This window comes from Actinokineospora sp. UV203, from assembly GCF_056323665.1.
Window position 1 is genome coordinate 724,738 of sequence record NZ_CM150484.1, and the last position, 25,675, is coordinate 750,412.

General features: G+C 70.2%; 26 protein-coding genes. 8 read left to right on the forward strand and 18 right to left on the reverse strand.

Features of this window, described 5'->3' with window-relative positions:
* Positions 1–21: 21 nt before the first annotated feature.
* From ACUZ2Y_RS03325 to ACUZ2Y_RS03365, 9 genes are read right to left on the reverse strand one after another with little or no spacing between them, the layout of a single operon-like run.
* Complete coding sequence (locus ACUZ2Y_RS03325; protein ID WP_476326747.1) at positions 22–585, reverse strand: VirB8/TrbF family protein; 564 nt, start codon at positions 583–585, stop codon at positions 22–24.
* On the reverse strand, positions 585–1,784 hold the full coding sequence (locus ACUZ2Y_RS03330) for an MlaD family protein (RefSeq protein ID WP_476326749.1): 1,200 nt from the start codon (positions 1,782–1,784) through the stop codon (positions 585–587). The genes ACUZ2Y_RS03325 and ACUZ2Y_RS03330 overlap by 1 nt, the downstream gene beginning before the upstream one ends.
* Positions 1,781–2,806 carry an MCE family protein gene (locus ACUZ2Y_RS03335; RefSeq protein WP_476326751.1) on the reverse strand — a complete coding sequence of 342 codons (1,026 nt, stop codon included), beginning with the start codon at positions 2,804–2,806 and terminating at the stop codon, positions 1,781–1,783. The genes ACUZ2Y_RS03330 and ACUZ2Y_RS03335 overlap by 4 nt, the downstream gene beginning before the upstream one ends.
* Positions 2,806–3,873, reverse strand: coding sequence for an MCE family protein (locus ACUZ2Y_RS03340; RefSeq protein ID WP_476326753.1), 1,068 nt, complete (start codon positions 3,871–3,873; stop codon positions 2,806–2,808). The genes ACUZ2Y_RS03335 and ACUZ2Y_RS03340 overlap by 1 nt, the downstream gene beginning before the upstream one ends.
* Positions 3,870–4,853, reverse strand: a complete 984-nt coding sequence (locus ACUZ2Y_RS03345; protein ID WP_476326755.1) for an MCE family protein — start codon at positions 4,851–4,853, stop codon at positions 3,870–3,872. The genes ACUZ2Y_RS03340 and ACUZ2Y_RS03345 overlap by 4 nt, the downstream gene beginning before the upstream one ends.
* The gene (locus tag ACUZ2Y_RS03350; protein WP_476326756.1) at positions 4,850–5,851 is read right to left on the reverse strand and encodes an MCE family protein; all 1,002 of its coding nucleotides are present in this window, start codon (positions 5,849–5,851) and stop codon (positions 4,850–4,852) included. The genes ACUZ2Y_RS03345 and ACUZ2Y_RS03350 overlap by 4 nt, the downstream gene beginning before the upstream one ends.
* The gene (locus ACUZ2Y_RS03355; RefSeq protein WP_476326758.1) at positions 5,848–7,089 is read right to left on the reverse strand and encodes an MCE family protein; all 1,242 of its coding nucleotides are present in this window, start codon (positions 7,087–7,089) and stop codon (positions 5,848–5,850) included. Before ACUZ2Y_RS03355 ends, ACUZ2Y_RS03350 begins: the two co-directional genes overlap by 4 nt.
* Positions 7,089–7,937: an MlaE family ABC transporter permease gene (locus ACUZ2Y_RS03360; RefSeq protein WP_476326760.1), complete on the reverse strand. Its 849-nt coding sequence runs from the start codon at positions 7,935–7,937 to the stop codon at positions 7,089–7,091. The genes ACUZ2Y_RS03355 and ACUZ2Y_RS03360 overlap by 1 nt, the downstream gene beginning before the upstream one ends.
* Positions 7,937–8,746: an MlaE family ABC transporter permease gene (locus tag ACUZ2Y_RS03365; protein WP_091369811.1), complete on the reverse strand. Its 810-nt coding sequence runs from the start codon at positions 8,744–8,746 to the stop codon at positions 7,937–7,939. The genes ACUZ2Y_RS03360 and ACUZ2Y_RS03365 overlap by 1 nt, the downstream gene beginning before the upstream one ends.
* A 110-nt stretch (positions 8,747–8,856) precedes the next feature.
* Between ACUZ2Y_RS03365 and ACUZ2Y_RS03370 the strand changes: the two genes are divergently transcribed.
* Positions 8,857–9,468, forward strand: a complete 612-nt coding sequence (locus tag ACUZ2Y_RS03370) for a TetR/AcrR family transcriptional regulator (protein ID WP_476326765.1) — start codon at positions 8,857–8,859, stop codon at positions 9,466–9,468.
* Between the two features lie 323 nt (positions 9,469–9,791).
* Here the strand turns inward: ACUZ2Y_RS03370 and ACUZ2Y_RS03375 are convergent, their stop codons facing one another.
* Both ACUZ2Y_RS03375 and ACUZ2Y_RS03380 read right to left on the reverse strand, forming a co-directional pair.
* Positions 9,792–10,769, reverse strand: coding sequence for an oxygenase MpaB family protein (locus tag ACUZ2Y_RS03375; RefSeq protein ID WP_476326767.1), 978 nt, complete (start codon positions 10,767–10,769; stop codon positions 9,792–9,794).
* Between the two features lie 82 nt (positions 10,770–10,851).
* Complete coding sequence (locus tag ACUZ2Y_RS03380) at positions 10,852–11,724, reverse strand: metal-dependent hydrolase (protein WP_476326769.1); 873 nt, start codon at positions 11,722–11,724, stop codon at positions 10,852–10,854.
* 91 nt (positions 11,725–11,815) lie between these two features.
* Between ACUZ2Y_RS03380 and ACUZ2Y_RS03385 the strand changes: the two genes are divergently transcribed.
* From ACUZ2Y_RS03385 to ACUZ2Y_RS03400, 4 genes are read left to right on the forward strand one after another with little or no spacing between them, the layout of a single operon-like run.
* Positions 11,816–12,481, forward strand: a complete 666-nt coding sequence (locus ACUZ2Y_RS03385) for a TetR/AcrR family transcriptional regulator (protein ID WP_476326771.1) — start codon at positions 11,816–11,818, stop codon at positions 12,479–12,481.
* A gap of 29 nt (positions 12,482–12,510) precedes the next feature.
* Positions 12,511–12,918, forward strand: a complete 408-nt coding sequence (locus ACUZ2Y_RS03390; RefSeq protein ID WP_476326773.1) for a phage holin family protein — start codon at positions 12,511–12,513, stop codon at positions 12,916–12,918.
* Entirely contained in the window at positions 12,915–13,430 is a 516-nt protein-coding gene (locus ACUZ2Y_RS03395) for a DUF3618 domain-containing protein (protein ID WP_476326775.1), read from the forward strand. The genes ACUZ2Y_RS03390 and ACUZ2Y_RS03395 overlap by 4 nt, the downstream gene beginning before the upstream one ends.
* A gap of 5 nt (positions 13,431–13,435) precedes the next feature.
* Entirely contained in the window at positions 13,436–13,696 is a 261-nt protein-coding gene (locus ACUZ2Y_RS03400; protein ID WP_476331554.1) for a DUF4235 domain-containing protein, read from the forward strand.
* Positions 13,697–13,735: 39 nt separating this feature from the next.
* On the opposite strand, the gene ACUZ2Y_RS03405 is transcribed toward ACUZ2Y_RS03400, so the two are convergent.
* The 5 genes from ACUZ2Y_RS03405 to ACUZ2Y_RS03425 form a co-directional block, all read right to left on the reverse strand.
* Entirely contained in the window at positions 13,736–14,209 is a 474-nt protein-coding gene (locus ACUZ2Y_RS03405) for a DUF4383 domain-containing protein (RefSeq protein WP_476326777.1), read from the reverse strand.
* Between the two features lie 328 nt (positions 14,210–14,537).
* Positions 14,538–15,245: a hypothetical protein gene (locus ACUZ2Y_RS03410; protein WP_476326779.1), complete on the reverse strand. Its 708-nt coding sequence runs from the start codon at positions 15,243–15,245 to the stop codon at positions 14,538–14,540.
* A 119-nt stretch (positions 15,246–15,364) separates the two neighbouring features.
* Positions 15,365–16,873, reverse strand: coding sequence for a tripartite tricarboxylate transporter permease (locus ACUZ2Y_RS03415; RefSeq protein ID WP_476326781.1), 1,509 nt, complete (start codon positions 16,871–16,873; stop codon positions 15,365–15,367).
* A gap of 1 nt (position 16,874) precedes the next feature.
* A complete protein-coding gene (locus tag ACUZ2Y_RS03420; protein ID WP_476326783.1) occupies positions 16,875–17,426 on the reverse strand; it encodes a tripartite tricarboxylate transporter TctB family protein in 552 nt (183 codons plus the stop codon).
* A 5-nt stretch (positions 17,427–17,431) separates the two neighbouring features.
* Positions 17,432–18,430, reverse strand: a complete 999-nt coding sequence (locus ACUZ2Y_RS03425) for a Bug family tripartite tricarboxylate transporter substrate binding protein (protein ID WP_476326785.1) — start codon at positions 18,428–18,430, stop codon at positions 17,432–17,434.
* 162 nt (positions 18,431–18,592) lie between these two features.
* On the opposite strand from ACUZ2Y_RS03425, the gene ACUZ2Y_RS03430 reads away from it, so the two are divergent.
* Together ACUZ2Y_RS03430 and ACUZ2Y_RS03435 are read left to right on the forward strand one after the other, a co-directional pair.
* Positions 18,593–20,170 carry a sensor histidine kinase gene (locus ACUZ2Y_RS03430; protein ID WP_476326787.1) on the forward strand — a complete coding sequence of 526 codons (1,578 nt, stop codon included), beginning with the start codon at positions 18,593–18,595 and terminating at the stop codon, positions 20,168–20,170.
* The gene (locus ACUZ2Y_RS03435; protein WP_476326789.1) at positions 20,167–20,838 is read left to right on the forward strand and encodes a response regulator; all 672 of its coding nucleotides are present in this window, start codon (positions 20,167–20,169) and stop codon (positions 20,836–20,838) included. The genes ACUZ2Y_RS03430 and ACUZ2Y_RS03435 overlap by 4 nt, the downstream gene beginning before the upstream one ends.
* A gap of 206 nt (positions 20,839–21,044) precedes the next feature.
* Here the strand turns inward: ACUZ2Y_RS03435 and ACUZ2Y_RS03440 are convergent, their stop codons facing one another.
* Positions 21,045–23,909 (reverse strand): AfsR/SARP family transcriptional regulator, encoded by a 2,865-nt coding sequence (locus tag ACUZ2Y_RS03440; protein WP_476326791.1) that lies wholly within the window; start codon positions 23,907–23,909, stop codon positions 21,045–21,047.
* Between the two features lie 559 nt (positions 23,910–24,468).
* The gene (locus ACUZ2Y_RS03445) at positions 24,469–25,215 is read right to left on the reverse strand and encodes a LysR family substrate-binding domain-containing protein (RefSeq protein ID WP_476326793.1); all 747 of its coding nucleotides are present in this window, start codon (positions 25,213–25,215) and stop codon (positions 24,469–24,471) included.
* Between the two features lie 85 nt (positions 25,216–25,300).
* Here ACUZ2Y_RS03445 and ACUZ2Y_RS03450 point away from each other — a divergent pair, with 85 nt between their 5' ends.
* Positions 25,301–25,672, forward strand: a complete 372-nt coding sequence (locus tag ACUZ2Y_RS03450; RefSeq protein WP_476331557.1) for a DUF5997 family protein — start codon at positions 25,301–25,303, stop codon at positions 25,670–25,672.
* Positions 25,673–25,675: the final 3 nt, after the last annotated feature.

The following is a 25,675-nucleotide window of genomic DNA, read 5'->3' on the forward strand; positions in this document are numbered from 1 at the left end:
GGCGTTTTTAAAGCGCCGCGTTCAGAGCAGCTGCACGTCGTCGATCAGCCAGCGGTCGCCGCTCTGGACCAGGCTCAGCCGCATCCGGTTGCGGTCGACCCGCGGCTGCGGCGAGTTCGTGTTGGTGATCGTCTGGTCCAGGAACAGGATCAGCACCGCGCTGTCGGCGTCGGACTCGACCACGCCGAGCTGGGTCACCGACCCCTTCGACGTCGCCTTCATCTGCACGATCAGCTGGGTGAGGTTGTCGCTGACCTGCTTGTACTGCTGGGCGAACTTCTCCGTCGAGTTGGCGGTGACGGTGGTGAAGTTGCCAGCGAGGTTGTTGAAGTCATAGCTCGCGAGGTCCGTGGCGTAGCGGGTGCCCGCGTCGACGGCGGCGGCCCGGGCCGAGTCGGCTTGGCGCCGCTCAAGGAACTTCCACCCCAGGAACCCCGACAGCGCCAACAGCACGACGATCACCAGCGCGAGGGCGATTGTCAGCGCGCGCGGCCGTCGTGTGTCCTCAGTGGACTCTTCCGGTTCCGCGGTGGATTCGGTGGACTCGGTCTCGGTGGACTCGTCGGTGTCGGTCGGTGTCGTCATCAGCTGACTCCCTGCAAGAAGAGTGATTGCCACGAACGGGGTCCGAGCACCTCGGCCTGGCCGCCGCCCGCGCCCACGGAGAACCGCTCACCGGACGGGGTGCTGCCCTGCCCGGTCGCGGGGTCGTAGGTCGCCACCGGACGCGGCGCGTTCATCGCCCCGCGCTGCGACAAGCCGGGACCCGGTTGGCAGTGCCAGCCCAGCTGCGGGTCGCGGGACGAGGTGTCGGTGGGTGTCCGGCGGGCGGTGTCGTTGAAGCACACCGGTCCCTGCGCGCCGACGAGGTACATGTCGACGGTGTCGCCGTGCGCCGTGCTCGCCAGCGCGTCGAGCGCCTTGGGCAGGGCGACCATCGTCTCCTTCAGCGCGGGAATCCGGACGCTGACGATCTGGCTGGTCGTCAGCAGGTTCCCCAGCAGCGCCGCCGCGGCCTGCTGGTTGTTCGCCATCAGCGGCGCCAGGGTCGCCGTGAAGCCGGGGGCGGTGTCGAGGATCGAGCGGATCGCCGGGTCCTGCGCCCGCACCTGGTCGGTCAGCCGACGCATCCCCGCGGCCAGCTTCGGGAGCCCGTCCGCGGCGCCCAGAACCGAGTCGGCGTTGGTGAGCAGGTTGACCAGGACAGGGTCGTTGGCGCGCAGCGCGTCCATCAGGGTCTGCGTGTTGGTCATGATCTGCCGCAGCTCCGGGCCCATCCCGTTGAGCCCGGTGGCCAGCGCGTCGGTGAGCACCCGCAGGTCTTCCGGGTCGATGCTGTCGGCGAGTTCCATGAAGTGCACGAGCAGCGTGTTCAGCGGCAGCGGGACGGCCGTGTCCTTGGCCTGGATCACGCTGCCCTCGGTCAGGTACGGCGGCCGGTCATGGGTGGGCCGCAGGTCGACGTGCTGGATGGCGACCGGGGTGTCCATGCTGATCACGGCCTGGGTGTCGGCGGGAATCCGCAGACCCGGGTCGAGCGTCAGTTCGAGGGTGACGCCCAAGCCGTCGGGGTCGATGTCGACCGAGCTGACCGTCCCCGCGTCGACGCCGCGATACGTCACCTGGGACTCGCGGGCCAGGCCCGCCGCGTCGGGCAGCCGGACGGTCACCTTCATCGGGGTGCCGAACGCCTGCGGCCCGAGCACGTTGTCCACGACGTAGAGCCCCGCGGCGAGTCCCATCATGGCGAACAGGACGAGCTGGACGATGACCGTGCGGTTCACCGGACCCCACCTCCGAGCGGCACGGGCAGCGGCAGCCCGCCGGTCGACTGGATCAGCTGCAGGATCGAGTTCGGCACGTCGAGCTCCAGGTCGACGTTGAGGTAGTCGCCCGGGACGGCGCGGTCGAGCAGGCCGCCGAAGGTGGTGAGCCGGGCCAGGGTCGGTTCCAGCCGCTGGTCGAACGCGCTGAGCGAGTCGAGCACCGGCCGCAGCTGGTGGAGCTGCGTGGTGAACGCCTGCCCGGTCTCCCCGAGGATCCCGTTCGCCGACGTGCTCAGCGCGGTCACCTTCGTGAGCAGCCCGGTGAACTGGTCGCGCTGGGAGATCAACACCTGCAGCGCGGGCGTGATGTCGGTGAGAGCGGCCTCCAACAGCGGCCGCTGGGCGGCGGTGTCGGCGGCCAGGGTGTTCATCGAGTCGATCAGTCCGGCGATCTGGGTGCCGTGGCTGTCGAGGGACGCCAGCACGCCGTCGAGCTGGTGCAGCAGGTCGCGGACCTCGTCCTCGCGCCCGCCGAGCATGGTGTTCAGCTCGGTCACGATTGTGCGGACGTGGTCGAGGCCGCTGCCGTTGAGCAGCCCGCCGACCGCGGCCAGCATGTTCTCCACATCGGGACCGCGCGAGGTCGCCGACAGCGGGATCACGTCCCCGTCGCTCAGCGGCTCGCCCGGCGCGGGCGTCGCGGGTGGCCGCAGGTCCACGAACTCCTCACCCAGCGCGGACGTGAGCTGCAGCTGCGCGGTCGTGCCGGGCGACAGCACGGTGTCCGTGGTGATCTCCAGGCCGACCACCGCCTGGAAGTCGCGAGTGTCGATGCTGGAGACACGGCCGACCGTGGCCTGGCCGATCTTGACCATGCCGCCGATCGGCACGTTCGAGGCGTCGGCGAACACCGCGGTCACGTGGTAGGTCGGGCCGTCGGGGGAGCGGCCGATGGGCAGGTTCTGCATGCTCAGGCCGCAGCCGCTCAGCAGCGACGCGGTGAGCACGCCGAGCAGGAGGCGCCGGATCAGCCACCGCATCAGCCACCGCCCAGGGGCAGGCCCGACGGCGGCAGCGGGATCGGGTTGACCAGCCCCGGCCCGGAGCACAGCGGCACGGGCAGCCGCCGGCACAGCGCTGCCGAGGCGGGGAACTGGCTCAGGTTGGTCGATATGTCCATGCGCAGGCGCAGCCGTTCGTCCGGTGACACCGCCCGCGCGGTGTTGCCCATCGCCAGCGGCAGCACGTCGAGCGTCTCGGCGAGGTTCTGCTGGTGCGCGGCGAGCATTCCGGTGAGGTTGGCCAGGTTCGTCAGGTCCTCGCTCAATGCGCCGCCGTGCGCGCGGACCAGTTTGTCCACTTCGGACAGGACGGCCGACAGGTCGCCGATGGTGCGGGAGATGCCGTCGCGCTCGGTCGACAGGTCGGTGCCGAGCCGGGTCACGACCTGGGTGAGGGTGGCGATCTCCGCCTTGTGGTCGGCCAAGACCTGCACCAGCTTGTCGACGTTGCCCAGCACCGCGCCCAAGTCTCCGGTGTCGCCCGCGAGCAGACCGGTCGCCTGGCTGATCTTCGCGACCGCGTCGCGCAGGGCAGGGCCGTTTCCTTGCGCGGTGACCGCCGCGGAGTGCAGCAGCGCGGTCAGGTCGCCGTCCTTGTTGGCGCCGTTCGGTCCCAGCGCCGTGGCCAGGGTGTCCATCGCCCCGACGAGCTGGTCCCACTTGATCGGCGCGTGCGTGCGCTCCACCGGGATCACCGCGCCGTCGCGCAGTTCGCCGCCGGTCCGGTACGGCGGACTCAGCTCCACGAACCGGTCGCTGACGACCTGCGGGCTCATGATGTAGGCCTGCGCGCTGTCGGGGATGTGGGTGTCGCCGGGCAGCGTCATCGTCACCCGCACCACCGATCCCAGCGGCGTGACCGATTCGACCGTGCCCACCGGCACGCCCAGGATCGCCACCCGGTTGCCCGGGTAGACCTGGTCCGCGGCGGTGAAGTCGGCCGAGACCCGCAGCACCGCACCGGGTTTGAACGTGTACCACGCGCCCGCGGCCGGCAGGGTGAACACGCACACCCCGGTCAGCACGGCGGCAAGTCGGCTCTTCATCGGCACCCCTGGATGAGTCCGGACACGCACAGCAGGTTGTCCGGCAGCGGCCCGGCCGGTCCCACCACGTCGGCCCACGGCCCGTTGCCGGTGGCGTTGGCGAGGTAGCGGCTGGTCGGGGCGAGCTGGGTCAACGTGTCCGACAGGGCTTTCTCGTTGGCCGACATCGCGGTCACCAGCTCGTGCAGGCGGTTCAGCAGCGGGCCGAGGACTTCGGCGTTGTCGGCGAGGAACTTCCGCAGGTGCCCGGCCAGCGACCCGACGTCGGCGATCAGCTGCCGGATCACCGTCCGCCGCGAGTCGAGCATCTGCGCGACAGCCGTGGCGTCGCCGACAAGGGAGATCAGGGTGTCGCGCCTGCCGAGCAGGTCGCTGGTGACAGTCTTGGTCGCCTCCAGCAGCTGGTCGAACTGGCTGTCGCGGCGGGCGATCAGGTCCGAGGCCGCGGCGACCCCGGTCAGCGCGTGGTTCACCAGCGCCGTGTCCTGCGGGATGACCTCGCGCATCGTGTGGACCATCTTCCGCAGCGCGGCCAAGTCGAGCTGCTCGACCGTGCCGGTGGCCGCGCCGGCGAGCTCGTCGAGGCTGTAGGGCACCGACGTGCGCTCCAGCGGGATGACGGCGTCCTCGTCGAGCCTGCCGCTGCCCGCGGGCTGCACGCTGAGGTACCGGGTGCCGAGGATCGTGAGCAGCTTGATCGACGCGCTGGAGCTCTCGCCGAGCGGCTGGTCGTTGTCGAGCCGGAACCTCACGTGGACCCGGTCGCCCGCCAGGCTCACCTCGGTGACCCGGCCGGATGGCACCCCGGCGACATAGACCTGGTCGTGGGCGGTGAGCCCGGCCGCGTTGGCGAACTCGGCGGTGTAGTCGTCGGTGCGGGCCAGGAACACCAGCTTGGGCGCGATCACCGCCGCCGCGACGAGCGCGAACAGCACCGCGCCCGCGAGCGCGCCGGTGACCATCGGGTTGCGGTGTCTCATCGGCACACCGCCGAGTGCGGTCCGAAGCCGAGATCGGTCGGGGTGCTCGCGAGGGTGACGCTGAGGTTGCAGACGTAGATGTTGATCCAGGAGCCGTAATCGCCTGCCCGGTTCAGGTCGGCGAAGAACCCGGGCGTGGCCGCGAGCGCCGCGTCGATGCCGTCGGAGTTGCGCAGCAGCGTCCGCGCGAGGGCGTCGACCGAGCGGACGTCGCGGGTCAGGGTCGGCGTGAGGTCACCGAGGAGATCCGAGAGGGTGCCCGCCAGCTGGGCGCCCGAGTCGAGCGCCTCGGCGATCTGCTGACGGCTCGCGGCGACGTTGTCGGTGAGCGTGGCGAGCCCGTCGAGGAGGGCTGTGAGGTCGTCGCGGTGGCTGTTGATCGTGCTCAGCACCGCTGTGAGGTTGTCGAGCAACTGGCCGATCACCTGGTCCTTGCCGTTGATCGTGGCGGTCACCGACACCACGTGCCGCAGCAGGCTCGCGATGGTGCCCGACTCGCCTTGGAACACCGCGACCAGTTCGCCCGCGAGCTGGTTGACCTCCTTCGGGTCGATCGCGTTGAACAGCGGCTTGAACCCGTTGAACAGCGACGTCATGTCCAGCGCCGGGGCGGTCCGCTCGACCGGGATGGTCGAGCCAGGCGGCAGGTCGCCCGCGCCGCCCGGGCCCGGCACGATCGCGACGGCCCGGGCGCCGAGCAGATCGGCGTAGCGGATCACCGCGCGCGCGTCGGCGGGGATCCGCTGGTCCTCGCGCAGGTCGAAGTCCACTGTGGCCAGTCCGTTCTCCAGCCGCACCCCGCTGACCGTGCCGACCCGGACCCCGGCGATCGTGATGTCGCTGCCGTTGATCAGCCCCGCGGCGTCGGTGAACACGGCGTGGTAGTCGTCGGTCGGGTGTCCGATCGGGTCGGTCAGGGTGTTGACCACGACCACGCCCGCGAGGACGGCGATCACCACGTAGAGCGCGAGCTTGATCGAGACGGCGGTCATCTTCATGGGATCAACACCTGGCTCCCGCGCACGAGCGGACCCAGCAGCAGGCTGAACAGATCCGGCTGGGCCGACTGTTCGGGGAGCGTGCCGAGAGGCGGTGTATCCGTTGGCAGATAGGGGAGTAGCTGCTGCAAGGTCTGCTGCTCCTGGGGGCTGCCGACCGGGCCGGTGGTCCCGCTCGACGCCATGGGGACGGCCTGCCCGCAGTTCGGTCCGGCCAGGCCGGGGTAGCGCGGGCAGTCGGCGGGCGTGTACGGGTAGGGCTGGTCCATGGTGATCGCGACGCGGATCTTGAGCCGCCCGGTGGAGAAGCCGCGGTTGGCGGCTTCGAGGAAGTCGTTGGTGCTGTCGAGCATCGTGCCGAGCAGTTCGGGCTGGGCGCCGATCACCTTCGTCACCGGCGCGGTCGTGCGCACCAGCTGGATGAACCGGCCCGAGTTGTCGGTGAGCATCCGCTGCGCCTGGTCGGCGACCTGTCCACCGCCGACGAGCAGGGCGGCGAGGTTCTGCTGTTTGTCGACCACGGTGCGGGAGAGTGCGACGGCGTTGTCGAGGGTGGCCAGGAGGTCGGGCGCGCTCGCGGCGAGCTGCCGGGTGATGCCCGCGACCTCGGTGATGTCCTCGCCCAGCGAGTCGACCAGTGGCCGGGAGCCGTTCACCAGGGCGGCGGCGTCGTCGATCATCCGCCCGTACTCGGCGCCGCGCCCGCGCAGCAGGTCGGCCATCGCGCCGAGGGCGACCTGGATCTTCGCGGGCTCCAGGGCGGTGATGAGGTCGTAGAGCTTGGTGTAGGCCACATACAGCTGCACGGTCTGCGCCGAGGTGTCCGGGCGCAGCGCCGCGCCCGGCCGCAGCGTGCCCGCCGACGCTTGGCCCTGCGGGACGGCGAGGTCGAGGTACTGGTCGCCGAACAGGGTGCGCGGCAGCAGGCGGGCCTGGACGCCATTGGGGATGCGGTCGAGTTGGCCGTCCTTGATCCGCAAGGTCAGGGTCGCGCTGTCGGTTCCGGGCCGGATGTCGACGACCCGGCCGATCGGGACACCCCGGTACTGCACCGGCACGTTGTCCTGGATCGGGCCGCTGGCCGCGGGCAGCACGGCGGTGATCTCCGGTTCGGCCGCAAACCCGCCGGCGCTGTTGATCAGGGTGAGGACGGAGATGGCGGCGAGCGCGGTCACGCCCGCGATCCCGCGCGAAAGAAGGCTGGTGCGGCTGACTCCGCCTCGGGTGAGGTCCGGCATCACTGCACCCCCAGACCGGGCAGCGACGGGTGCAGACCCCAGAACGTGAACGACAGCAGCATGTCGGCGACCGCCAGGGTGACGATGCTGGTGCGCAGGGCCGCGCCCGCGGCCCGGCCGACGCCCTCGGGGCCGCCGGTGGCGGTGTAGCCGTAGAAGCAGTGCACCAGGGTGATGATCACGGCGAAGATCAGGACTTTGAGCAGCGACTTGAGGACGTCGCCCGGGGTGAGCATCAGGTGGAAGTAGAAGTCGTAGGTGCCCTGGGACTGCCCGTTGATGCCCACCACCGCGACGTTGGTCGCCAGGTAGGAGGCGAACAGGCCGATCAGGTACAGCGGGATCACCGCGATGAACGCGGCCGCGATCCGGGTGCTCACCAGGAACGTCATCGACGGGATCGCCATGACCTCCAACGCGTCGACCTCGTCGCTGATCCGCATCGCGCCCAGCTGCGCGGTGAAGCCGGTGCCGACCTTCGCCGCCAGCGCGATCCCGGCCACCAGGGGCGCCAGTTCGCGGGTGTTGACCAGCGCGGTCATCAGGCCGGACATCGGGGTCAGGCCGATCAGGTCGAGGCCGCGGTAGCCCTCCAGGCCGAGCTGGGTCGCGGAGACGAACGACATCGCGAAGACCACGCCGATGGTGCCGCCGCCCGCGAGCAGCGACGCCCGGCCGAAGCTCACCTCGGCGACCAGCTTGACCACGTGCCGCCAGTAGTGGGTGACCGCGCGCGGGACGGCGGCCAGGGCGTAGGCGTAGAAGCTGACCTGGATTCCCAGCCTGACCAATCCGCCGGTGACCGGCTGGACCAGCCGGCTTCCGCGCCGTACCGCGGTTCCCGCCATCAGTAGGCCCCCCGCGCCGGGACGATCACCGTGTAGAGCTCGGTGACCACCACGTTGACGATGAACACCAGCACGAACGCGAGCACGACCGCTTCGTTGACCGCGTCGCCGACACCGCTGGGCCCGCCTTTGACCGTGAGGCCCTTGTAGCAGGCGACGATGGCGGCGCAGACCGCGAACGCGGCGGCCTTGATCTCGGCGACGAGGAAGTCCGACAGGCGGGAGAACTCGGTGAGCGCGCCGAGGAAACTGCCGGGGGAGTTGTTCAGCGCGATGACCTGGAAGGCGAAGCTCACGCCGATCCCGACGGCCATCACCACCCCGTTGAGCAGCACGGTCACCACGGTCGCGGCGACCACCCTGGGCACCGCGAGCCGCTCGACTGTGGACACACCCATGACTTCGAGCGCGTCGGTCTCCTCGCGGATCTTGCGGGACCCGAGGTCGGCGCAGATCGCCGAGCCACCGACGCCGGAGATCATCAGCGCGCAGATCAGCGGCGCCGCTTGGCCGACGATGACGAACGCGACCACCGCGCCGCCGTAGCCCTGGGCGCCGAGCTGCCCTGCCAGCGAACCGATGTTCACCGCGACCATCACACCGAGCGGGACGGTGACCAGCACGGCGGGGAGCGTGGTGACGGTGGCCAGGAACCACATCTGGTGGACGCACTCACGCCAGGGAAACCGCCGGTAGCGCAGCGATTGCAGGCCGGCGAGCAGGGTGAGGACCGCGAAGTCGAGCATGTGCCCGATCTGCAGGGCCGCGTCGGCCACCGGCCCGCGGGACGGCGGTGTCTCCAAGAGCACTCGCTGAGCCTCCTTCGCCGGTGCGTATCAAGTCACAACGAGCGTTACGTATCGTTGGTTACGGAACAGTCGTTATGGTGTTATGCCCATGAGTCGTCGGAGGTGAAGTGGTGGCGCGACAGATCCGGGATCCACGAAGTCGTGAGCTGATCATCGCCGCGGGCAGGCGGCTGATCAGCACCCGCGGCGCGGCGGCGGCCACGATGCGCACCATCGCGGCCGAGGCCGGGGTGACCACCGGGTCCGTCACGCACTACTTCGAGGACAAAGCCGAGCTGATGGGCGCTATCCAGCGCTACAACGGCAGACTCGCCGCCGAGCGGGTGCGGGCCTCGGTGGGCCGCGGACGCGGTCTGGCCGCCGTCAACCGGGCCGCCTTGGGAGTGCTTCCCACCGACCCCGACGGCGTCGCCATCTGGCGCGTCTGGCTCGCCTTCTGGTCCGACGACCCACAGCGCTCGCCGACCCCCGGCGGCTTCGGACTCGGCTACCGGGCCTGGGGGGAACTCGCCCACCAACACCTCAAAGAGGCCGTTGACGACGGCGAACTGCGCGCGAACCTCGACCTCCGCCACGAGGTCAGCCGACTCGTCACCCTGGTGGCGGGCATGGGCCTGCTGTCCGGATCCGACCCCGCCACCCGAGACCGACTCCGCCGTCGAGCGAACCGCATGCTCACCGAACACTTCGCCACCCTGCGTGCGGACGTTCCCGTCAGCTGAGCTGACCAGCCGAAGCAACGGTCGCCCGACACGAAGGTCGAACTCGTTTGCCCGAAGGCAGGACTCGCCCGCCTGAGGGAACGACTCGCCGGCTTGGGGCGACGACTCGCCAGCCAGAAGGCGGAATTCGCCGGCCGGACCGTCGAACTCGCTTACCGGAACGGGCGACTCGCTTGCTTGAGGGGGCGACTCGCCGGCGGGAAAGTTGAATTCGCCGGCCGGACCGTCGAACTCGTTTGCCGGGAGGGGCGACTCGTTTGCCGGGAGGGGCGACTCGCTTACTTGAGGGGGCGACTCGCGGTGGGGTGGGGGGTGGGGTGGGGTCATTGGGTTGCCAGGTGGGCGTGGGCGCCCTTGCCGTAGAGGGCGCGGGCCTGGGTGGGGGTCAGGGTTTCGGGGCGGACTGGGGGTTCGTCGCGCAGGTGCATGGTCAGGATTCGGGAGGTGGCGGGGCCGAGCAGGCCGGTCGCGGCGAGCATTCCCTTGCGGATGGGGCCTTTGGCTTCGGCGTCGGGTCGGATTTGGGTTCCGATGACCTTCACGGCGAGCTTGGCGGCGGGGACGATCGCCCGGTCCAGCACGGCGGGCTGGTCGAACCCGCCCAGCTCGCGCATCCACTTCGGCAGGGTCGCGATCGCGGCGGGGGCCACTATCCGGCTGCCGCCCCACGCCTTGACGCCCTTCTCCCACGGCACATGCAGTAGGTAGCGCATCCCCTCGTTGGCGCGCTCCGACGTGCACAGCCGGGGCCGCACCTCGGCGTAGTACTCGCGGACCTCGTCCCGTGAGCGCGGCACGTCGGCGGGCTTGCAGGTCTGCAGTTCGGCGGCGGTGACGCACTCGGCCCAGAACCGGTCCTCCTCTTCCGGGGACAGGCCTGGGCCGTACATCTCGTAGCACTTGAGAACCGAGTGCCAGCCGGTGATGTGGATCCACAGCTGCGAGGTCGGGTTGTTCGCGCTGTAGCGCTGCCCGCTGATCGGCTCGACGCCGGTCGCCTTGGCGTGCACGCGCAGCAGGAAGTCCGAGGCCTCGATCGCGGTCCGGGAGTCCGCGACGGCCACGGTCAGGAAGTACGCCAGCGTCCGGTCCAGGCGCCCATACGGGTCGTTGTAGATCCCGCGTGAGTCCGCGACCGCGGCGGTGAGGAACGGGTCGAAGTGTTCCAACACGACCGCACGCTGGAAGCCGATCAGCGCGGTGGGGTTCGTCCACACCTTCCACGACGGCGAGCCCGGCCCGAAGAACCCATAGTCCAGTCGCCGGGGCATCGGCTCGGGCTGTCGCGTGTGGGCTGCCATCGGTTCTCCCTCGGTGCCGCTTACTACTCCCGAGTAGTAAATATGCTTCAGTGGAGTAGCTTTGTCCAGGGGATGGCGCGAATCAGCGAAGTTTGTCGGCGAGCTTGCCCTCGGCGCCGAAGAGTTCGGCGGTCCAGCGTTCGAGCAGCACGGTGTTGTCGTGGTCGTCGGGGTGGAAGCCCGGCCGGTTGTACGCCGCGATCCGACGGAACACCTGCCGGGTCAGGAACGGTGAGTGCCGCAGCGCGGCGATGCCGCGGACCAGTCGGACCGGGTTGTACGCGGCCCGGTCCCGCAGCAGCGACAGCAGCGTGTGGCCCAGCACGCCCAAGATGAACGCGACGGTCACGAAGTGCATGGTCCGGACACGCCTGCGCTCGGTGCCGCCCGCCGCGCGGTAGACGTCGAAGGCGACGGCCTTGTGCTCGGACTCCTCGACCGCGTGCCACAGCAGCAGCGAGCGCACCTCGGTCGACCCGAGCAGCCGCTGGGCGCGCTCGTCGGTCAGCAGGGTCTCGGCCAGCGCCGCCGTGTAGTGCTCCAAGGCCGCGGTCATCGCCAGACAGCTCAGGCCCGGCAGATTCTGCTCGGCCCGCCCCAGGCCGATCTTGGTACGGCGATCGACCCGGCGGGTCGGGTAGCCCATCTCCTGCAGCCGCTCGTTGAGCGTTCGGTGCTCGCGCCCATGCGTGACCTCCTGGCCGATGAACCCCGCGACCTGCGCCTTGAGCTCCGGATCGTCGACCTTGTCGGCGTAGCGCCGCACCGAGCGGACGAAGAAGTCCTCACCCTCGGGGAACATCGCGGAGAGCACGGCGACGATGTGGCTCATCACCAGGTCGCCCTCGCCTTCGCCCTCTTTCTTCACGAAGTGTCGGTCGAGCGCGCCCGTGGGGTAGGCGAACCGGATGCGGCGCACGCGCGGAACGGGCTTGGGTGTCGGTTCGATGCTCATGCGCGCTCCCGTGAGAGTGGACGAAAGGTGTGACCCGCCGTCACAGGACTGTAGCTACAGTGGTGTAGCAAAGCAAGGCTAGACTGCTCTGGTGACCGCGACGAAGGAAGCGACCGGGAAGCGTCCCTACGCACCGCGCATGCCCGCGGCCGAACGCCGCGAGCAGCTGCTCGACGCGGCGCTGGAGATCATCAACACCCGGGGTCTCGCCGCTGTCTCGATCAATGCCGTGGCGAAGGCCTGCGATGTCACCCGGCCAGTCGTCTACGGCCAGTTCACCGACGCCCACCACCTGCTCAAGGAGCTGCTCGACCGCGAGGCCAAGCACGCTCTCGGGCAACTCGCCGCGGCCGCCGCGCTGCCGGTCGACCTCGCCGACCCGGCGAAGTGGTTCGCCGATGTCTGCCGCGCGCTTGTCGGCGCCGTGCAGGAGCGGCCCGCGACCTGGCGGGCCATCCTGCTTCCGGTCGGCGCGGTCCCCGCTCCGGTACGCGAGTACCGTCGCCGCGGCGAGCAGGCGGTGATGACGCAGTTCGCGGGGGTGGCTCGGCGGTTCCTGCGCGGCCGGGGCAACGCCGACGACGTCGACGTCGAACTCCTCGCGCGGAGCCTGGTGCGGGTCGCGGAGGAAATGGGCAGGCTGCTGCTGGAAGCGCCCGACAAGTACCCGCCGGAGCGCGTCCTCAAGTTCGCCGCGATGGCCGCGGACGCCTTCCTGACCCGCTACCCGGCGCGCGACCCCGGCGGCGAGGCGTAGTTTCCACCCGTCGTGGGTATTCCGACCGCATGAACGTGCCCAATCGCAGTGTCGCTGAACTGTCCACCGCGGAGTTGGTGGGGCGACTGGGCGAGCAGGTCTCGCGACTCGTGCGCGACGAGCTCGCCCTCGCCACCGACGAACTGAAGGAGAAAGGCAAAGAAGCGGGCGGTGGTGCCGCGCTGGGCGGGGCCGCGGCTGTCACCGCGTGGTTCGGCGTCGCGGCGCTGGTCATCGCCGCCATCGCCGCCCTCGCGCTGGTGCTGTCGGTGTGGGCGTCCGCGCTCATCGTCGGCGGCGTGCTGCTGCTGGTCGCGGGCGTGCTGGGGCTGATCGGGATGCGCAAGATCAAGCACGCCGGCCCGCCGGTCCCGGAGCAGGCGATCCGCAGCACGCGGCGTGACATCGAGGCGATCAAGGAGGGTGCACACCGATGAGCCGACCGGACGACTTGCGCGAGGACATCCAGCGGGTGCGCGGCGATCTCGCCGAGACCGTGGACGCGCTCGTGGCCAAGACCGAGGTGAAGCGGCGGGCCGAGGAGAAGGCCCACGACGTCAAGGACCGGGCCGTGCACAAGGCCCAGGAGCTCAAGGAGCGGGCCGCCGAGAAAGCCCATGAGGTCAAGGTAGCGGCCGCGGAGAAGGCGCATGAGGTCAAGCAGCGCGCCGACTCCAAGGCCCACGAGGTGAGGGAACGCGTCGAGACCAAGGCCCACGAGGTCAAGGTCATGGCGAGCCGCAAGACGCACACCGACGACGGCGCCGTCGACGGCTGGGGGATCGACAGCCGGGTCGACTCCATGCGGCATCGAGCCGACGACCCGTCGGGCAGTCACCCGCTGGGCCAGGTCACCGCGCTGGTGCGGCGCAAGCCGGTGCAGGCGGGCGCGATCGGGCTGCTGATCGGCGCGCTGATCGCCCTGATCACCCATCGTCGGGCGAGGTGAGCGCGATGAAGCTGCTCTACCGACCCCTGAGCATGCTGATCAGCGCGCTCGGCGGACTGGTCGCGGCCGCGTTGTTCAGGCGGATCTGGCGCGGTGTCTCCGGTGAGGACGAAGCGCCTGAGGCGACGTCACCGGACCATCGCACCCGGGAGGTCCTCGTCGCGGCCCTGCTGCAGGGCGCGATCTTCGGGGTGGTCAAGGCGAGCATCGACCGCGCGGGCGCCAAGGGCTACCGCAAGTTGACCGGCGAGCACCTGGACGACTGAATGCGAAGGGAAGGGGCCTCGACGGCCCCTTCCCTTCGGTCAGACCGTGTCCACTCTGGACGCCGCCACCCGGCGCCTGCCCAGCGCGAGGCCGAGGCCGAGCATGCCGACACCCAAGGCCAGGTGCAGCCAGTTGTCCGCGGTGTTGAAGGGAACGAAATTCGCGTCGCTCGTCAAGTCGATGACCAGGCCGTAGACCCAGAGCACCAGGTAGACCACGCCACCGCCCACCAGGAAGGCCGCGGCCCCGGCCGATGTCCGGGCCATCGCCAGGCCGACGACGCCGAAGAGCAGGTGGACGATGTTGTGCAGGATCGACACCTGGAACACGCCCAGCAGCAGCGCTGTGGACTCGTGTCCGGCGAAGGTCATCCCGTCGTATCCGGTGGTCACCCCAGGGATGAACCCGGCGATACCGACGATGAGGAAGACCGCGGCGACCACCAGGGCGGCCAACTGCACCGGCGGGCGGTCCTGCGGTCGGGTGTTCTGCGGAGGAAGTGGCTGTGCCATGGCTAACCCCTTCATGAGCTGGATCGTGCACGTGGAGTACCCAAAGTGGACGGACAATCACTCCGCCACGGTCAACTTTCGCCCGAATGGGCAGTGACCCCTCGTTGTCGCTGATCGTTCGCCATCATGAGTGGATGGGTGGGCGCGTTCTTGGTCGGCCTGACGCTGACGGCGGGGCGGTGACCGCGTATGTGTTGATACTGGCCACGGCTGGCCGCTGATCGCCCGGTGGGCGGGGACAAGCCAGGTGGTTGTGTCGCGGTGACAACGAAAACGCGACCGGATGGCGTGTCCATCCGGTCGCGTGTCTTTCGGCAGATAACGAACGTCAGTCGGCCAGCCTGCGCCTGCCCAGCACGATCAAGCCGGTTCCCGCGCCCAGCAGAAGAAGGCCCGCGCCCACCGGCACTCCGATGTTCACACCGGTGTCCGCGAGGGAGGTGGTGCCGGTCGCCGCGGCGGATCCCGCGGCCGGGTTGATGCCAGGCTGCGGTGCCGGGGCGGTCGACGAGCGAGGGTTGGTCCCCGTGGTAGTCGACATTGTGGTGGTGGTCGTCGTCGTCGTCGTTGTGGTGGTCGTGGTCGGCACCGTCGTGGTCGTGGTGGTCGACTTGCAACCGGTGTGCGCCGGGTTGCCCCGGCCGATGCCCTTGTTGGCGTCGCACTCATAGCCCTTGTTGCGGTCCTGCGGGCCGGGGAGCTGGCCCCTCGGGTTCTTGTTGTCGGCCTTGCCGACACAGCCCGCGCACGGCTTGCCGACGGCTTCGCCGCCGCCGTTGCCGTTGCCCGAGGGCGAACCGTCCCGAGTGGAGTCGTACGGGCCGTGGGTGTTGGCGCCGTTGCCGCTGAAGTCCGCGTTGGACGCGGGCTGCGGCACGGTGGTGTTCGCCGGGGCGGGCTTGCCGTGAACCTGGCCCGACTGACCCACGTTGCCGGGTCTGTCTTCCGGCTGCTCCGCCCAAGCCATGGCCAACCCTGGCCCGCCGACGAGCGCGCCGCTCAGCACGACCGTTGTCAGAATGTTTCGCACGCGCATGATGACCCTCCAGCTGTCTCAGCCTCTAGTGAACCAATCGCCCATTCGGACTACCCCGTTACGGGCTGTTCACTCCTAGGGCTTCGAGAGTTAGCGACGGATACCACCGCTGAAGGTTGTCAACGGACACTTTCGGGGGTGCGCGGGCGAGTGCGGGTGAGGAACCTGCCGTACAGCGGCCAGAGCAGGATCAGGGCGATGATGGCGTAGACCGTGACCGAGAAAGTGGTGTTCACCAGGCCACTGAGGTGTCCGTCGCTGATCTGCAGCGCGCGGCGGAGTTGCTGTTCGGCGTTGGGGCCGAGGATGACGCCGATGATCGCGGGCAGCACCGGCAGGCCGAAGCGTCGCATCATGAATCCCAGCAGCCCGATCACCAACAGCAGCACCAAGTCCAACACGTCGCCGCTGACCGCGTAGGCGCCGACACTGGCGAAGAACAGGATGCCCGCGTACAGGTAGGCGCGCGGGATGCGCAGCAGCTTCGACCACAGTGGGGCCATCGGCAGGTTCAGGACCAGCAGCAGCACGGTCCCGACGAACAGGCTCGCGATGAGCGCCCACACCAGCTGCGACTCGCGCTGGAACAGCAGCGGGCCCGGCTGGATGCCGTACTGCTGGAACGCCGCCAGCATCACCGCGGCCGTCGCCGTGGTCGGCAGGCCCAGGGTCAGCATCGCCGTGAGGGTCCCGGCCGCCGACGCGCTAGCGGTCGACTCAGGACCGGCGACGCCCTCGATCGCGCCGTGGCCGAACTCCTCACGGTGCTTGGAAAGCCGCTTCTCGGTCACATAGGACAGGAACGTCGGGATCTCCGCGCCGCCGGCGGGGACCGCGCCGAACGGGAACCCGATGACCGGGCCGCGCAGCCACGGCCGCCACGACCGGGACAGGTCGGCGCGGCTGAGCCAGGGACGGCCGACCGGGATTGGCTTTCCGGTGGTGCGCCGCAGATGCGCGGCGACCCACAGGGCCTCGCCGACGGCGAACAGTCCTACCGCGACGACCACGACGTCGATGCCGTCGGCCAGGTGCAGCGAGCCGAACGTGAGCCGGGCCTGGCCGGTCATCGGGTCGAGCCCGACCAGGCCGATGGCCAACCCGATCGCCAGCGACGCGAACCCGCGGATTCGCGACGATCCGAGCACCGACGTCACCGCGATGAAGGCCAGCAGCATGATCGCGAAGAAGTCCGGCGCCCCGATGTTGACCGCCATCTTCGCCACCATCGGCGCCAGCAGCACGAGCAGCGTGGTGCCGATGATGCCGCCGATGAAGTGGCCGATCGCCGCGGCGGCCAGCGCCTGCGAGCCGCGGCCCTTGCGGGCCATGGGATGGCCTTCTATCGCCGTCACCACCGCCGCGGTTTCCCCTGGGGTGTTCAGCAGGATCGAGGTGGTGGAGCCGCCGAACATGCCGCCGTAGTAGATGCCCGCGAACATGATGAACGCGCCGGTCGGCTCCATGCTGTAGGTCAGTGGCAGCAGCAGCGCCACCGCCATCGCCGGGCCGATGCCCGGGAGCACGCCGATCGCGGTGCCGAGCAGCACCCCGAGGGCGGCCAGGAGCAGGTGGGTCGGGGTCAGCGCGGTGGCGAAGCCCTCGATCAGGTTGGACAGGGTGTCCATCTCAGATCCCTTCGAGCGGACCGCCGGGCAGCGGCACGCCAAGCAGCTTCTGGAACAGCAGGTACGCCGAAACCGACAGCACCACCGCGATCGCCGGGTCGCGGACCCAGTGCCTGCTGCCCAGCGCGTACGCCGAGCCCCAGAACAGGATGGCGCCCGAGATCGGGAAGCCGACCAGGTCGACCAGCGCGATGTTGGCGATGAAGGCCGCCGCCAGCAGCAGCACCGTGCGCCACTCCGGCGGGGTCGACAGGTCGACGTCCTCGCCGCCCTCGGCCTCGCCCTTGCCGCCGCGCAGCACGTCCACGGTCAGCGCGACCGCGATGGCGACCAGCAGGCCGCCGACAGCCAGCGGGACCGCGCGCGGTCCGACCGGGCCGCGCTGGGCGAACGACGTGGACATCGACAGCGCGTCGACGACCACCAGCCCGCCCAGGGCGAGCAGCACGACCGCCACACCCAGCTCCGAGTGCTCCCGCAGCCACTGCCGGGCGCCGGCCGGGGCCGGGTCGGCCGCCGCGGGGGCGGCCGACCCGGTCTCGTGTTCGGTCATGGTGTTCACGCCGTCAGGCCGAGCTTCGTGAGCACGTCGCCGACCCGGTCGTTCTCCTTCTTCAGGAAGGCGGCGAAGTCGTCGCCGGTGGTGAACGCGTCCTGCCAGCCGTTCTTCGCCAGCGCCTGCTTCCACTGCTCCGAGGCGTGCAGCTTGGTGTAGAGGTCGATCATGGCTTTCCGGTCGGCGTCACTGATGCCGGGAGGGGCCACCACACCGCGCCAGTTGGTGAACTCGACGTCCACACCGGATTCTTTCAGCGTCGGGGCGTCCACACCGGACACCCGGTCTTTGCCGGTCACCGCGAGGACCCGCAGCTCACCGGCCTTGATCTGGTCCATGTACTCGCCCACACCGGACACGCCGAAGGCGACCTTGTTGCCCAGCACCGAGGCCAGCAGCTCACCGCCGCCGTCGAACGGCACGTAGTTGACCTTCTTCGGCTCCAGCCCGATCGCGTCGGCGACCAGCATCGGCGCGAGGTGGTCGGGGCCGCCGGGGGAGGAGCCGCCGCCCACGGGCACCGCGCCGGGGTCGGCCTTCCACGCCTCGATGAGCTGCTTGATGTCGGTGTATTTCGAGTTCTTCGACACCACGATGATGTCGGGCTCCTCGATCAGCCGGGCGATGGGCGTGGTGTCCTGCAGCGTCGACGGCGACTTGTTCGTGTAGACACTGCCGACGACGCCGAGGCCCATCTGCATGGCCAGCTTGCCGTTGCCCTTCTCGCCGACGAGCCTGCCGAGGCCGACGGTGCCGCCCGCGCCGGGCAGGTTGAACACCTCGACGTTGCGCGCCAGGCCCGCCTCCTCCATGGCCTTGGCCGAGGTCCGGGCGGTGACGTCGTACCCGCCACCGGGGGTGTTGGGCACCATGACGCGGAACCCGGTGACCTTGTTCTGTCCGCCGGACTGACCGCCGGTGCCGCCCGCCTGGGTGCACGCGGTTCCGGTCGCCGCGACGACCAGTGCCGCGGCCAGCGGGAGCAGCTTGCGCAGCCTCATTGTGATCCCTGCCTCTCTTTGCCAAGTTCCCCGAATCGTGCGGTGTCGCGCCGGTTACGTCTGCATTGCGGCCGCATAGATCGTTGTGGTCGTTGTGTTCACGTGCACGCGCGCGTATTGGGGGCCACACTCAAGGCCCGTCGACGTGGCCGGAGGTGGCGCATGGGCAAGAAGGGCTCGCTGGCGCGTCAGCTTCTCGTGCTGCAACTCGGGATCGTGTTGGTCCTGCTGGTGGCGGTGGCCGCGGTCGGCATCGCCCAGGCGTCGGCGTCCTTCCGCGACACCGAGGGCAGGCGGATGCTCGGCGTCGCCGAGGACGTCGCGGCCAACCCGGGGCTGCGGTCCGCGCTGGAGGACCCGGCCCGGCACGAGACGCTGGCGCCGTTCGCCGAGTCCGGGCGGGCGCTGTCCGGGGCCGACTCGATGGTCATCACCCGGTCGGACCTGGTAGTCCTGACCTCCTCGGACCCGCGGCAGGATGGGCTGCCCCTGCCCATCGGCGACAGCACGGTCACCTCCGGGCGGTCCTGGGTCGGGGTGATCGACGGGTCCGTCGTCGCGCATGTCCCCGTGGTCACCAAGAACGGCGAGATCATCGGCATCGTGGTCGCGGGCCGCGAGCAGCCGAGCCTGTGGCAGGCGCTGGTCGACTCGCCCGGCAACCTGGTGGTGCTGCTCGGGATAGCGACCGGTCTCGGCGTGGCCGGGTCGCTGTGGCTGGCGTGGTGGGTCAAGCGGCAGACCCTCGGACTGGAGCCGCACGAGATCACCGGGCTGGTCGAGCACCGCGAGGCGATGCTGCACGGCATCCGGGAGGGCGTGCTCGGCCTGGACCAGCAGCACCGCGTCACGCTGGTCAACGACCAGGCGCGCAGCCTGCTGTCACTACGCGCGGACGCCGTGGGGCGCACTGTGGACGAACTCGACCTCAACGACCGGCTGGTCGACGTGCTCACCGGCCGGGCGAGGGGCGCCGACCAGATCGGCCTGCGGCGCGGCAAGGTACTGGTCATGAATCGCATGCCGATCGCGCGCGATGGCCGGTCGCTTGGTGCCGTGGTCACCCTGCGCGACCGCACCGAGCTGGTTCAGCTGCAGGACCAGCTCGACGCCAACCGCAACATCACCGAGACCCTGCGGGCGCAGGCACACGAGTTCACCAACCGGCTGCACACCATCGCGGGCCTGATCGAACTCGGCGAGTACGACGAGGTCCGCAACTACGTCGACCGGGTCAGCGCCACCCAGGACCAGTGGCACGCCGAGGTCAGCGGCCGGATCGCCGACTCCGCGGTCGCCGCCCTGCTCATCGCGAAAGCCAGCCTGGCCGCGGAACAGGGTGTCGGGCTGCGGCTCTCGCCTGCGAGCACCCTTGGGGATGTGGACGACGCCCTGTCCGGCGACCTGGTGACAGTCCTGGGCAACCTGGTCGACAACGCCCTGGACGCGTTGCGCGGGCAGCCTTCCGACGGTCCCGGGTGGATCGAGGTCGACATCCGGCACGGCGCGGCGGAGGTGGCGGTGACCGTGCGCGACTCCGGGCCGGGGGTGGCGCCGGAGATCGTCGAGGAGGTGTTCCGGCACGGGTTCACCACGAAGGCCGCAGAGGAGGGCGGGCAGCGTGGCCTGGGCCTGGCGCTGACCCGGCAGACCTGCGTCCGGCGGAACGGCACGGTCTCGGTGCACAACGCTGATGGAGCGGTGTTCACGGCCACGCTGCCGACAGAGGTGCCCGCATGATCCGGGTGCTGGTGGTCGACGACGACTTCATGGTCGCGAAGGTGCACAGCGGCTATGTCGCCCGGACGCCCGGGTGTGAGGTCGTCGGTGTGGCACACACGGGCGCTGATGCGCTTCGGCTGGTTCGGGAGCTGCGCCCGGACCTGGTGCTGCTCGACATCTACCTGCCGGACATGGACGGGCTCACTGTCCTGCGCCACCTGCGGGCAGGCCACGACGATACTGACGTGATCGTGATCAGCGCCGCGAACGATGTGGACACCGTGCGCGGGGCGATGCGGGGTGGGGTGCTGCACTATTTGATCAAGCCGTTCACGTATCCGGCGCTATATGACCAGTTGCAGCATTTCGCTTCGCTGCATACGAAACTTGGGGCGTTGTCCACGGCCGGGCAGTCCGATGTGGACCAGGTGTTCGGGTCTCGGCCTCGTGGATCTTCGAACTTGCCCAAGGGGTTGACGGCTCAGACCGCGGAGTTGGTGGAGCAGGTGTTGCGGGCTTCTTCTTCGGAGGACATGTCCGCGGCTGAATGTGCCGCGGTGGCTCAGTTGTCCCGGGTCAGTGCTCGGCGGTATTTGGAGCACTTCGTCGATACTGGGCGGGCTGAGGTTCGGTTGCGGTATGGGGGAACTGGACGGCCGGAGCGGCGGTACCGGTGGACTGGCTGATGGTCAGCGGGTTCGGGTGAGGAAACTGCCCCGCGCCGCGAGAGTTCAGGTCCTTCTCACCCCGGATCAAGGCGAACCACCCAAACAGACCGTTCCGTTCTGCCCCTTGCGTTTCGGGGTGGTGGTGTGTCGCTCGAACTGGCAGGCACCGAGACCGGAGGACGGTCTGGTCCGTCACCATCGACGTGCCTGAAGTCCCGGATGGATCAAAGGTGGTCAGCCAACGCGGCGAGTGTCGCTTCAGCCTTCTCCCGCAAGCGGACGTGGCCCACCCCAGCGGCGGCGGCCAACGCCAGGTCGGCGTGTTCCCTTGCCGTGGCGAGGTTTCCCAACGCGAGGTGAGCCGAGGCCAGGGCGCCGTGGGCGGCGCTCGTCACCGATGGTCTGCTGCCCTGGCTGATCAGGTCCATGGCTTCCGTGGCGTCGGCCAGTGCGGCCTGTGGGTCGGACAGCAGGAGGTGGCATTCGGCTTGGTCGACCAAAGCCTCCGCGACGTGCATCGGGTCACCAATGCGTCGGCCGATCTCCACCGCCTCGGCGAAGATCGGCCAGGGGTCGCCGCCGAGGCGCGCGGTCGCGTTCGCGAGGCGGATTCGGCCCGCTACCGCCCACATCGACTCGCCGATGCGCTCGGCGATCTCCAGCACGCGTTCGCCCGCGGCCAGGGCCTCGGCCGGGCTGTCCTGCTCGCAGTGCAGGCCGCTGAGGGCCCATTCGGCGAAGATCTCCTCGCGGGGGTTGCCGCTCTCCTGGGCGACCGCCAGCGCCTCCCGGGCCAGGTCCATGGCCTTCGTGGAGTCGCCGAGGCTGTCGTGCAGGACGGCGAGCCGGTTGAGGGCGACCGTTTCGCTGAAGCGGTCACCTGCCGCCCTGGTCAGTTCGAGCGCCCTGGTCAGCGGGTCGATGGCCAGTTGGTAGCGGTCGGACATCCAGCAGCCGGTGGCGAGGTTGAGCAGCGCCGTCGTCTCCGCGCCCGTGTCGGCCGCGAGTCGGGCCTGGTCTATGGCCACGGTGTGGGTGGCGAGGTGGGCGTCGAGGTGGCCGCCGATGATGAGGTACATCGCCATGTTCCGGGTGATCGCCCAGGCGTGCGCGGCGCGGCGCAGCGTTGGTGCGCTCAGCACCGCCGCGACGAGGTTGGCGCGTTCCGCGTGGAACCAGTCGGTGGCCGCGGGATGTCCCTCGAAGCGGGGGTGGTCGGCGGGCCGGGTGGTCAGGGGCGACGGGCCGGGCTCGCGGCTGGGCATGAGCACCTGGTTGGCCAGGTCCGAGGTGAACAGGTAGAAGTCGAGCAGCCGCCCAGCCGCGCGGTCGAGGCACTCCGGGGACTCCTCGGCGACGGCCACCCCGGCCGCGTACTCCCGCAGCAGGTCATGCCAGGCGTAGCGGCCGTGGGTGCGCTGCGTGAGCAGGTGCACGTCGAGCAGGCTTTCCAGCAGCAGCTCGGCCTTCTCCACCGACAGGTCCACCAGCGCGGCCGCCGCGTACACGTCGACGTCGGCGCCCACGTGGGTGCCCAGCAGCCGGAACATCCGCCGCTGGTCGGTGTCGAGCTGGTGGTAGGACAAGGCGAACGCGGCGGCCACGCCCCGGTCCTCGGCGGCGAGTTCGGCGAGCCGGTCGCGTTCGCCGCGCAGCCGGTCGACGAGGTGCCCGACTGTCCACGACGGACGGTGCAGCAGCCGGGCCGACGCGACCCGGATCGCCAGCGGCAGGTGCCCGCACAGGCCGACCAACTCGGCCACCGGCGCAGGCTCGGCCGCCGCCCGGCCCACCACGCGGCGCACCAGTGCGGCGGCGTCGTCGGTGGGCAGCGGCTCCAATGAAAGCGGCGCCGCGCCCGCCAGCCCGGTGAGTCTGCGCCTGCTGGTGACCAGGACCAGACACCCCGGGGCGCCCGGCAGCATCGGCCGGACGTGGTCGGCACTCGCCGCGTTGTCGAGCACGATCACCATGCGCCTGCCCGCGAGCCGCGAGCGCCACAGCGCCGCCCGCTCCTCCAGCCGCGCGGGCACCGCGTCGGCGGGCACGCCCACGGTGTGCAGCAGCCGCTCCAGCGCGCTGCCCGGCTCGACCGGACCCTGGTAGCCGGTGTGCGCGTGCAGGTCGAGGAACAGCTGCCCGTCGGGGAACTCCGAGGTGAGCCGGTGGGCGACGTGCAGCGCGAGCGCGGTCTTGCCCACCCCGGCCATGCCGTCGATGGCGGAGATGGCCACGCTGCCCCCGGGGCCCGCGCTGACCCGGTCGAGCAGCTCGTCGATCTCGGCGGCGCGGCCGGTGAAGTCGGCGACGCCGTACGGCAGCGTGTTCGGGCCCTTCGGTTCCTGGGGGAGGACCAGCGCGAGCCCCGGGTCGTCGCGCAGCACCTGCTCGTGGCGGGCCCGCAGCTCCGGGCCCGGGTCGAGGCCGAACTCGTCGGCCAGCACCTGCCTGCGGTCGGCGTACGCGGCCAGCGCCTCGGTGCGCCTGCCGTCGCGGTGCAGGGCGAGCATCAGATGGGAGGTGAACCGCTCGCGCTCGGGTGTTTCCACGATCAGGGCGTGCAGCTCGGGGATCACCTCACGGTGCCTGCCCAGCGCCAGATCGGCCTCGATCCGCAGGTCCAGGGCGTCGAGCCGGGACTCCCGCAGGCCACGACAGAGCCGCTCGGCCAAATCGGGCCCGAGATCGCCCAGCGCGGGCCCACGCCACAGCAGCAGCGCGGCGTGCAGCAGGTCGGCCCGGGTGGTGGCGTCGTCGGCGTCGGCCCCGGCGGCGAGCAGCGCCCGGAACCGGTGGGCGTCCACCCGCTCCGGGTCGACCAGCAGCGCGTACCCGGCGCCCTGCCGCTCGATCACGGCCAGCTCGGCGGGGAGAGCCGTGCGCAGCCTGCTCACGTGCGTGCGCAGCGCGGCGGCGCTGGCGGCGGGCGGATCGGCCTCCCAGAGCAGGTCGGTCAGCCGATCAGCCGACACGGCCTTGCCCGGCTCAAGGGCGAGGACCGCCAGGAGGGCACGCTCGCGCCGCCGGGGGATGAGCACCTTCCGCTCCCCGACACGCACCTCGAACGGCCCCAGCAGACGGAACTCCACAACCGCAGACCGTAGCGGCACACACCGACAACCGGCACCGCCCTATGTCGGTGCCTGGACACGAATGCCGGAGTCGCCAACGGGCCAGCCCGCCATACCGTCGCTTATCTCGACTATTCCCTATTTACTATCAAGATATCGGATGAAGGTGGATTAGGGAGACCGCTCCGCTTGGGACGAAAGCCAAAAGCGCCAGGACGGGAGCGGGACGCGGCTTGGAATGGGCGCCTGGTCGGCGGGGAACTGGGCGCCGCTCTTGGCCCGCGCGGCCAAGGCAGAAGCGCCAGGCGAGGAGAGCGGGAGGCGGCTTGGAATGAAGGCCAGAAGCGCCAGGGCGGCCAAGGCAGAAGCGCCAGGCGAGGAGAGCGGGAGGCGGCTTGGAATGAAGGCCAGAAGCGCCAGGGCGGCCAAGGCAGAAGCGCCAGGCGAGGAGAGCGGGAGGCGGCTTGGAATGAAGGCCAGAAGCGCCAGGGCGGCCAAGGCAGAAGCGCCAGGCGAGGAGAGCGGGAGGCGGCTTGGAATGAAGGCCAGAAGCGCCAGGGCGGGCGATGGGAAGCCGCTAGGAGCGGCGGCGGGGTTTGCCGCGCTTGTCTTGTGCGGCACCGGAAGTGCGGCGCTTGGCGGCACCCGCCTGCTTCCCCGCCTGCTTCCCCGCCTCGGCCGCGGGACGCTTCGCCTTCTCCGGGGTGGCCGGTTGGCGTCCCCGGGTGCTGTTGTCGGTCCGGCCGCGCACGATGCCGATGAAACGTTCGACTGCGTCGGTGGTCTCGTCCTCCAGCCACGACAGCGCCACCTGCGATTGCGGGGCGTCCGTGAGCGGGCGGTAGGTGACGTCCTTGCGGTGGTGCAGCCGGGCCAGTGACTGGGGGACGACAAGGATCCCGACGCCCGCCGCGACGAGTTCGATGGCGTCCAGGGTGGCGGCGGGGCGGTCGATCGCCGGGAGCCCGGGCGGGCGGTCCCAGTCCAGGGTGTCATCGAGGGGGTGCAGCACGATGCTGTCGGTCAGGTCGTCGACCGACACCTCGTCGGCGGCGGCCACGAGGTGGTCTTTGGGGACCACGACCACGGTCGTCTCGGTGTAGAGGGGGATCGCGTGCAGGCCGGTCCGGTCGATCGGCAACCGCAGGAGGACCGCGTCGGCACCACGGTCGCGCACCATGGCGGCGGCGTCGGCGGCGGGGACCTGCAGGAGGGTCAGCGGCTCGTCAGGTGTGCGTTCGTTCCAGGTCCGCACCCACTTGCCGGGGATGACCCCCGGGACGTACGCGAGCGTGAATGATCGGGGTACGTCCGGGCCTGTCACCAGGTCAGATTACCGGGCGTGAATGGCGTTGGCGCACACGCCCGATACCCTCAACGCCATGACGTCGCACAAGACACCCCAGACGATGAAGCCCGCGACCGCGGCGAAGAAGCTGGGCGTGTACCTCGAAGCCACCCCCGCGGAATTCCAGGAGGGTGTCGTCTCGCGCGACGAGTTGAACTCGCTGCAGGCCGACCCACCGGAGTGGCTGCGCGACCTGCGCCGCAACGGCCCGCATCCCCGCCCGGTCATCGCGGCGAAGCTGGGCATCTCCATCGGCGGTCTCGCCCGCGGCGGAATCGCCGAGGCCCTCACCACCGAGCAGATCGACGCGCTGAAGACCGAGAACCCGGACTGGCTGCGGCAGGAGCGGGAGACCCAGGCCGAGGTCCGCAAGGAAGAAGCGCGCATCAAGGCGGCGAAGGCGGACAAGCCGGAGCGTCGTCCACGCTCTTGACAA

Bases quoted from the DNA above. Each gene is read 5' to 3' on its own strand.
- ACUZ2Y_RS03325 (WP_476326747.1), bottom strand. From the start codon at position 585: ATGACGACACCGACCGACACCGACGAGTCCACCGAGACCGAGTCCACC.
- ACUZ2Y_RS03335 (WP_476326751.1), bottom strand. From the start codon at position 2,806: ATGCGGTGGCTGATCCGGCGCCTCCTGCTCGGCGTGCTCACCGCGTCG.
- ACUZ2Y_RS03340 (WP_476326753.1), bottom strand. From the start codon at position 3,873: ATGAAGAGCCGACTTGCCGCCGTGCTGACCGGGGTGTGCGTGTTCACC.
- ACUZ2Y_RS03345 (WP_476326755.1), bottom strand. From the start codon at position 4,853: ATGAGACACCGCAACCCGATGGTCACCGGCGCGCTCGCGGGCGCGGTG.
- ACUZ2Y_RS03350 (WP_476326756.1), bottom strand. From the start codon at position 5,851: ATGAAGATGACCGCCGTCTCGATCAAGCTCGCGCTCTACGTGGTGATC.
- ACUZ2Y_RS03355 (WP_476326758.1), bottom strand. From the start codon at position 7,089: ATGCCGGACCTCACCCGAGGCGGAGTCAGCCGCACCAGCCTTCTTTCG.
- ACUZ2Y_RS03360 (WP_476326760.1), bottom strand. From the start codon at position 7,937: ATGGCGGGAACCGCGGTACGGCGCGGAAGCCGGCTGGTCCAGCCGGTC.
- ACUZ2Y_RS03375 (WP_476326767.1), bottom strand. From the start codon at position 10,769: ATGGCAGCCCACACGCGACAGCCCGAGCCGATGCCCCGGCGACTGGAC.
- ACUZ2Y_RS03380 (WP_476326769.1), bottom strand. From the start codon at position 11,724: ATGAGCATCGAACCGACACCCAAGCCCGTTCCGCGCGTGCGCCGCATC.
- ACUZ2Y_RS03390 (WP_476326773.1), top strand. From the start codon at position 12,511: ATGAACGTGCCCAATCGCAGTGTCGCTGAACTGTCCACCGCGGAGTTG.
- ACUZ2Y_RS03395 (WP_476326775.1), top strand. From the start codon at position 12,915: ATGAGCCGACCGGACGACTTGCGCGAGGACATCCAGCGGGTGCGCGGC.
- ACUZ2Y_RS03400 (WP_476331554.1), top strand. From the start codon at position 13,436: ATGAAGCTGCTCTACCGACCCCTGAGCATGCTGATCAGCGCGCTCGGC.
- ACUZ2Y_RS03405 (WP_476326777.1), bottom strand. From the start codon at position 14,209: ATGGCACAGCCACTTCCTCCGCAGAACACCCGACCGCAGGACCGCCCG.
- ACUZ2Y_RS03410 (WP_476326779.1), bottom strand. From the start codon at position 15,245: ATGCGCGTGCGAAACATTCTGACAACGGTCGTGCTGAGCGGCGCGCTC.
- ACUZ2Y_RS03415 (WP_476326781.1), bottom strand. From the start codon at position 16,873: ATGGACACCCTGTCCAACCTGATCGAGGGCTTCGCCACCGCGCTGACC.
- ACUZ2Y_RS03420 (WP_476326783.1), bottom strand. From the start codon at position 17,426: ATGACCGAACACGAGACCGGGTCGGCCGCCCCCGCGGCGGCCGACCCG.
- ACUZ2Y_RS03425 (WP_476326785.1), bottom strand. From the start codon at position 18,430: ATGAGGCTGCGCAAGCTGCTCCCGCTGGCCGCGGCACTGGTCGTCGCG.
- ACUZ2Y_RS03430 (WP_476326787.1), top strand. From the start codon at position 18,593: ATGGGCAAGAAGGGCTCGCTGGCGCGTCAGCTTCTCGTGCTGCAACTC.
- ACUZ2Y_RS03435 (WP_476326789.1), top strand. From the start codon at position 20,167: ATGATCCGGGTGCTGGTGGTCGACGACGACTTCATGGTCGCGAAGGTG.
- ACUZ2Y_RS03450 (WP_476331557.1), top strand. From the start codon at position 25,301: ATGAAGCCCGCGACCGCGGCGAAGAAGCTGGGCGTGTACCTCGAAGCC.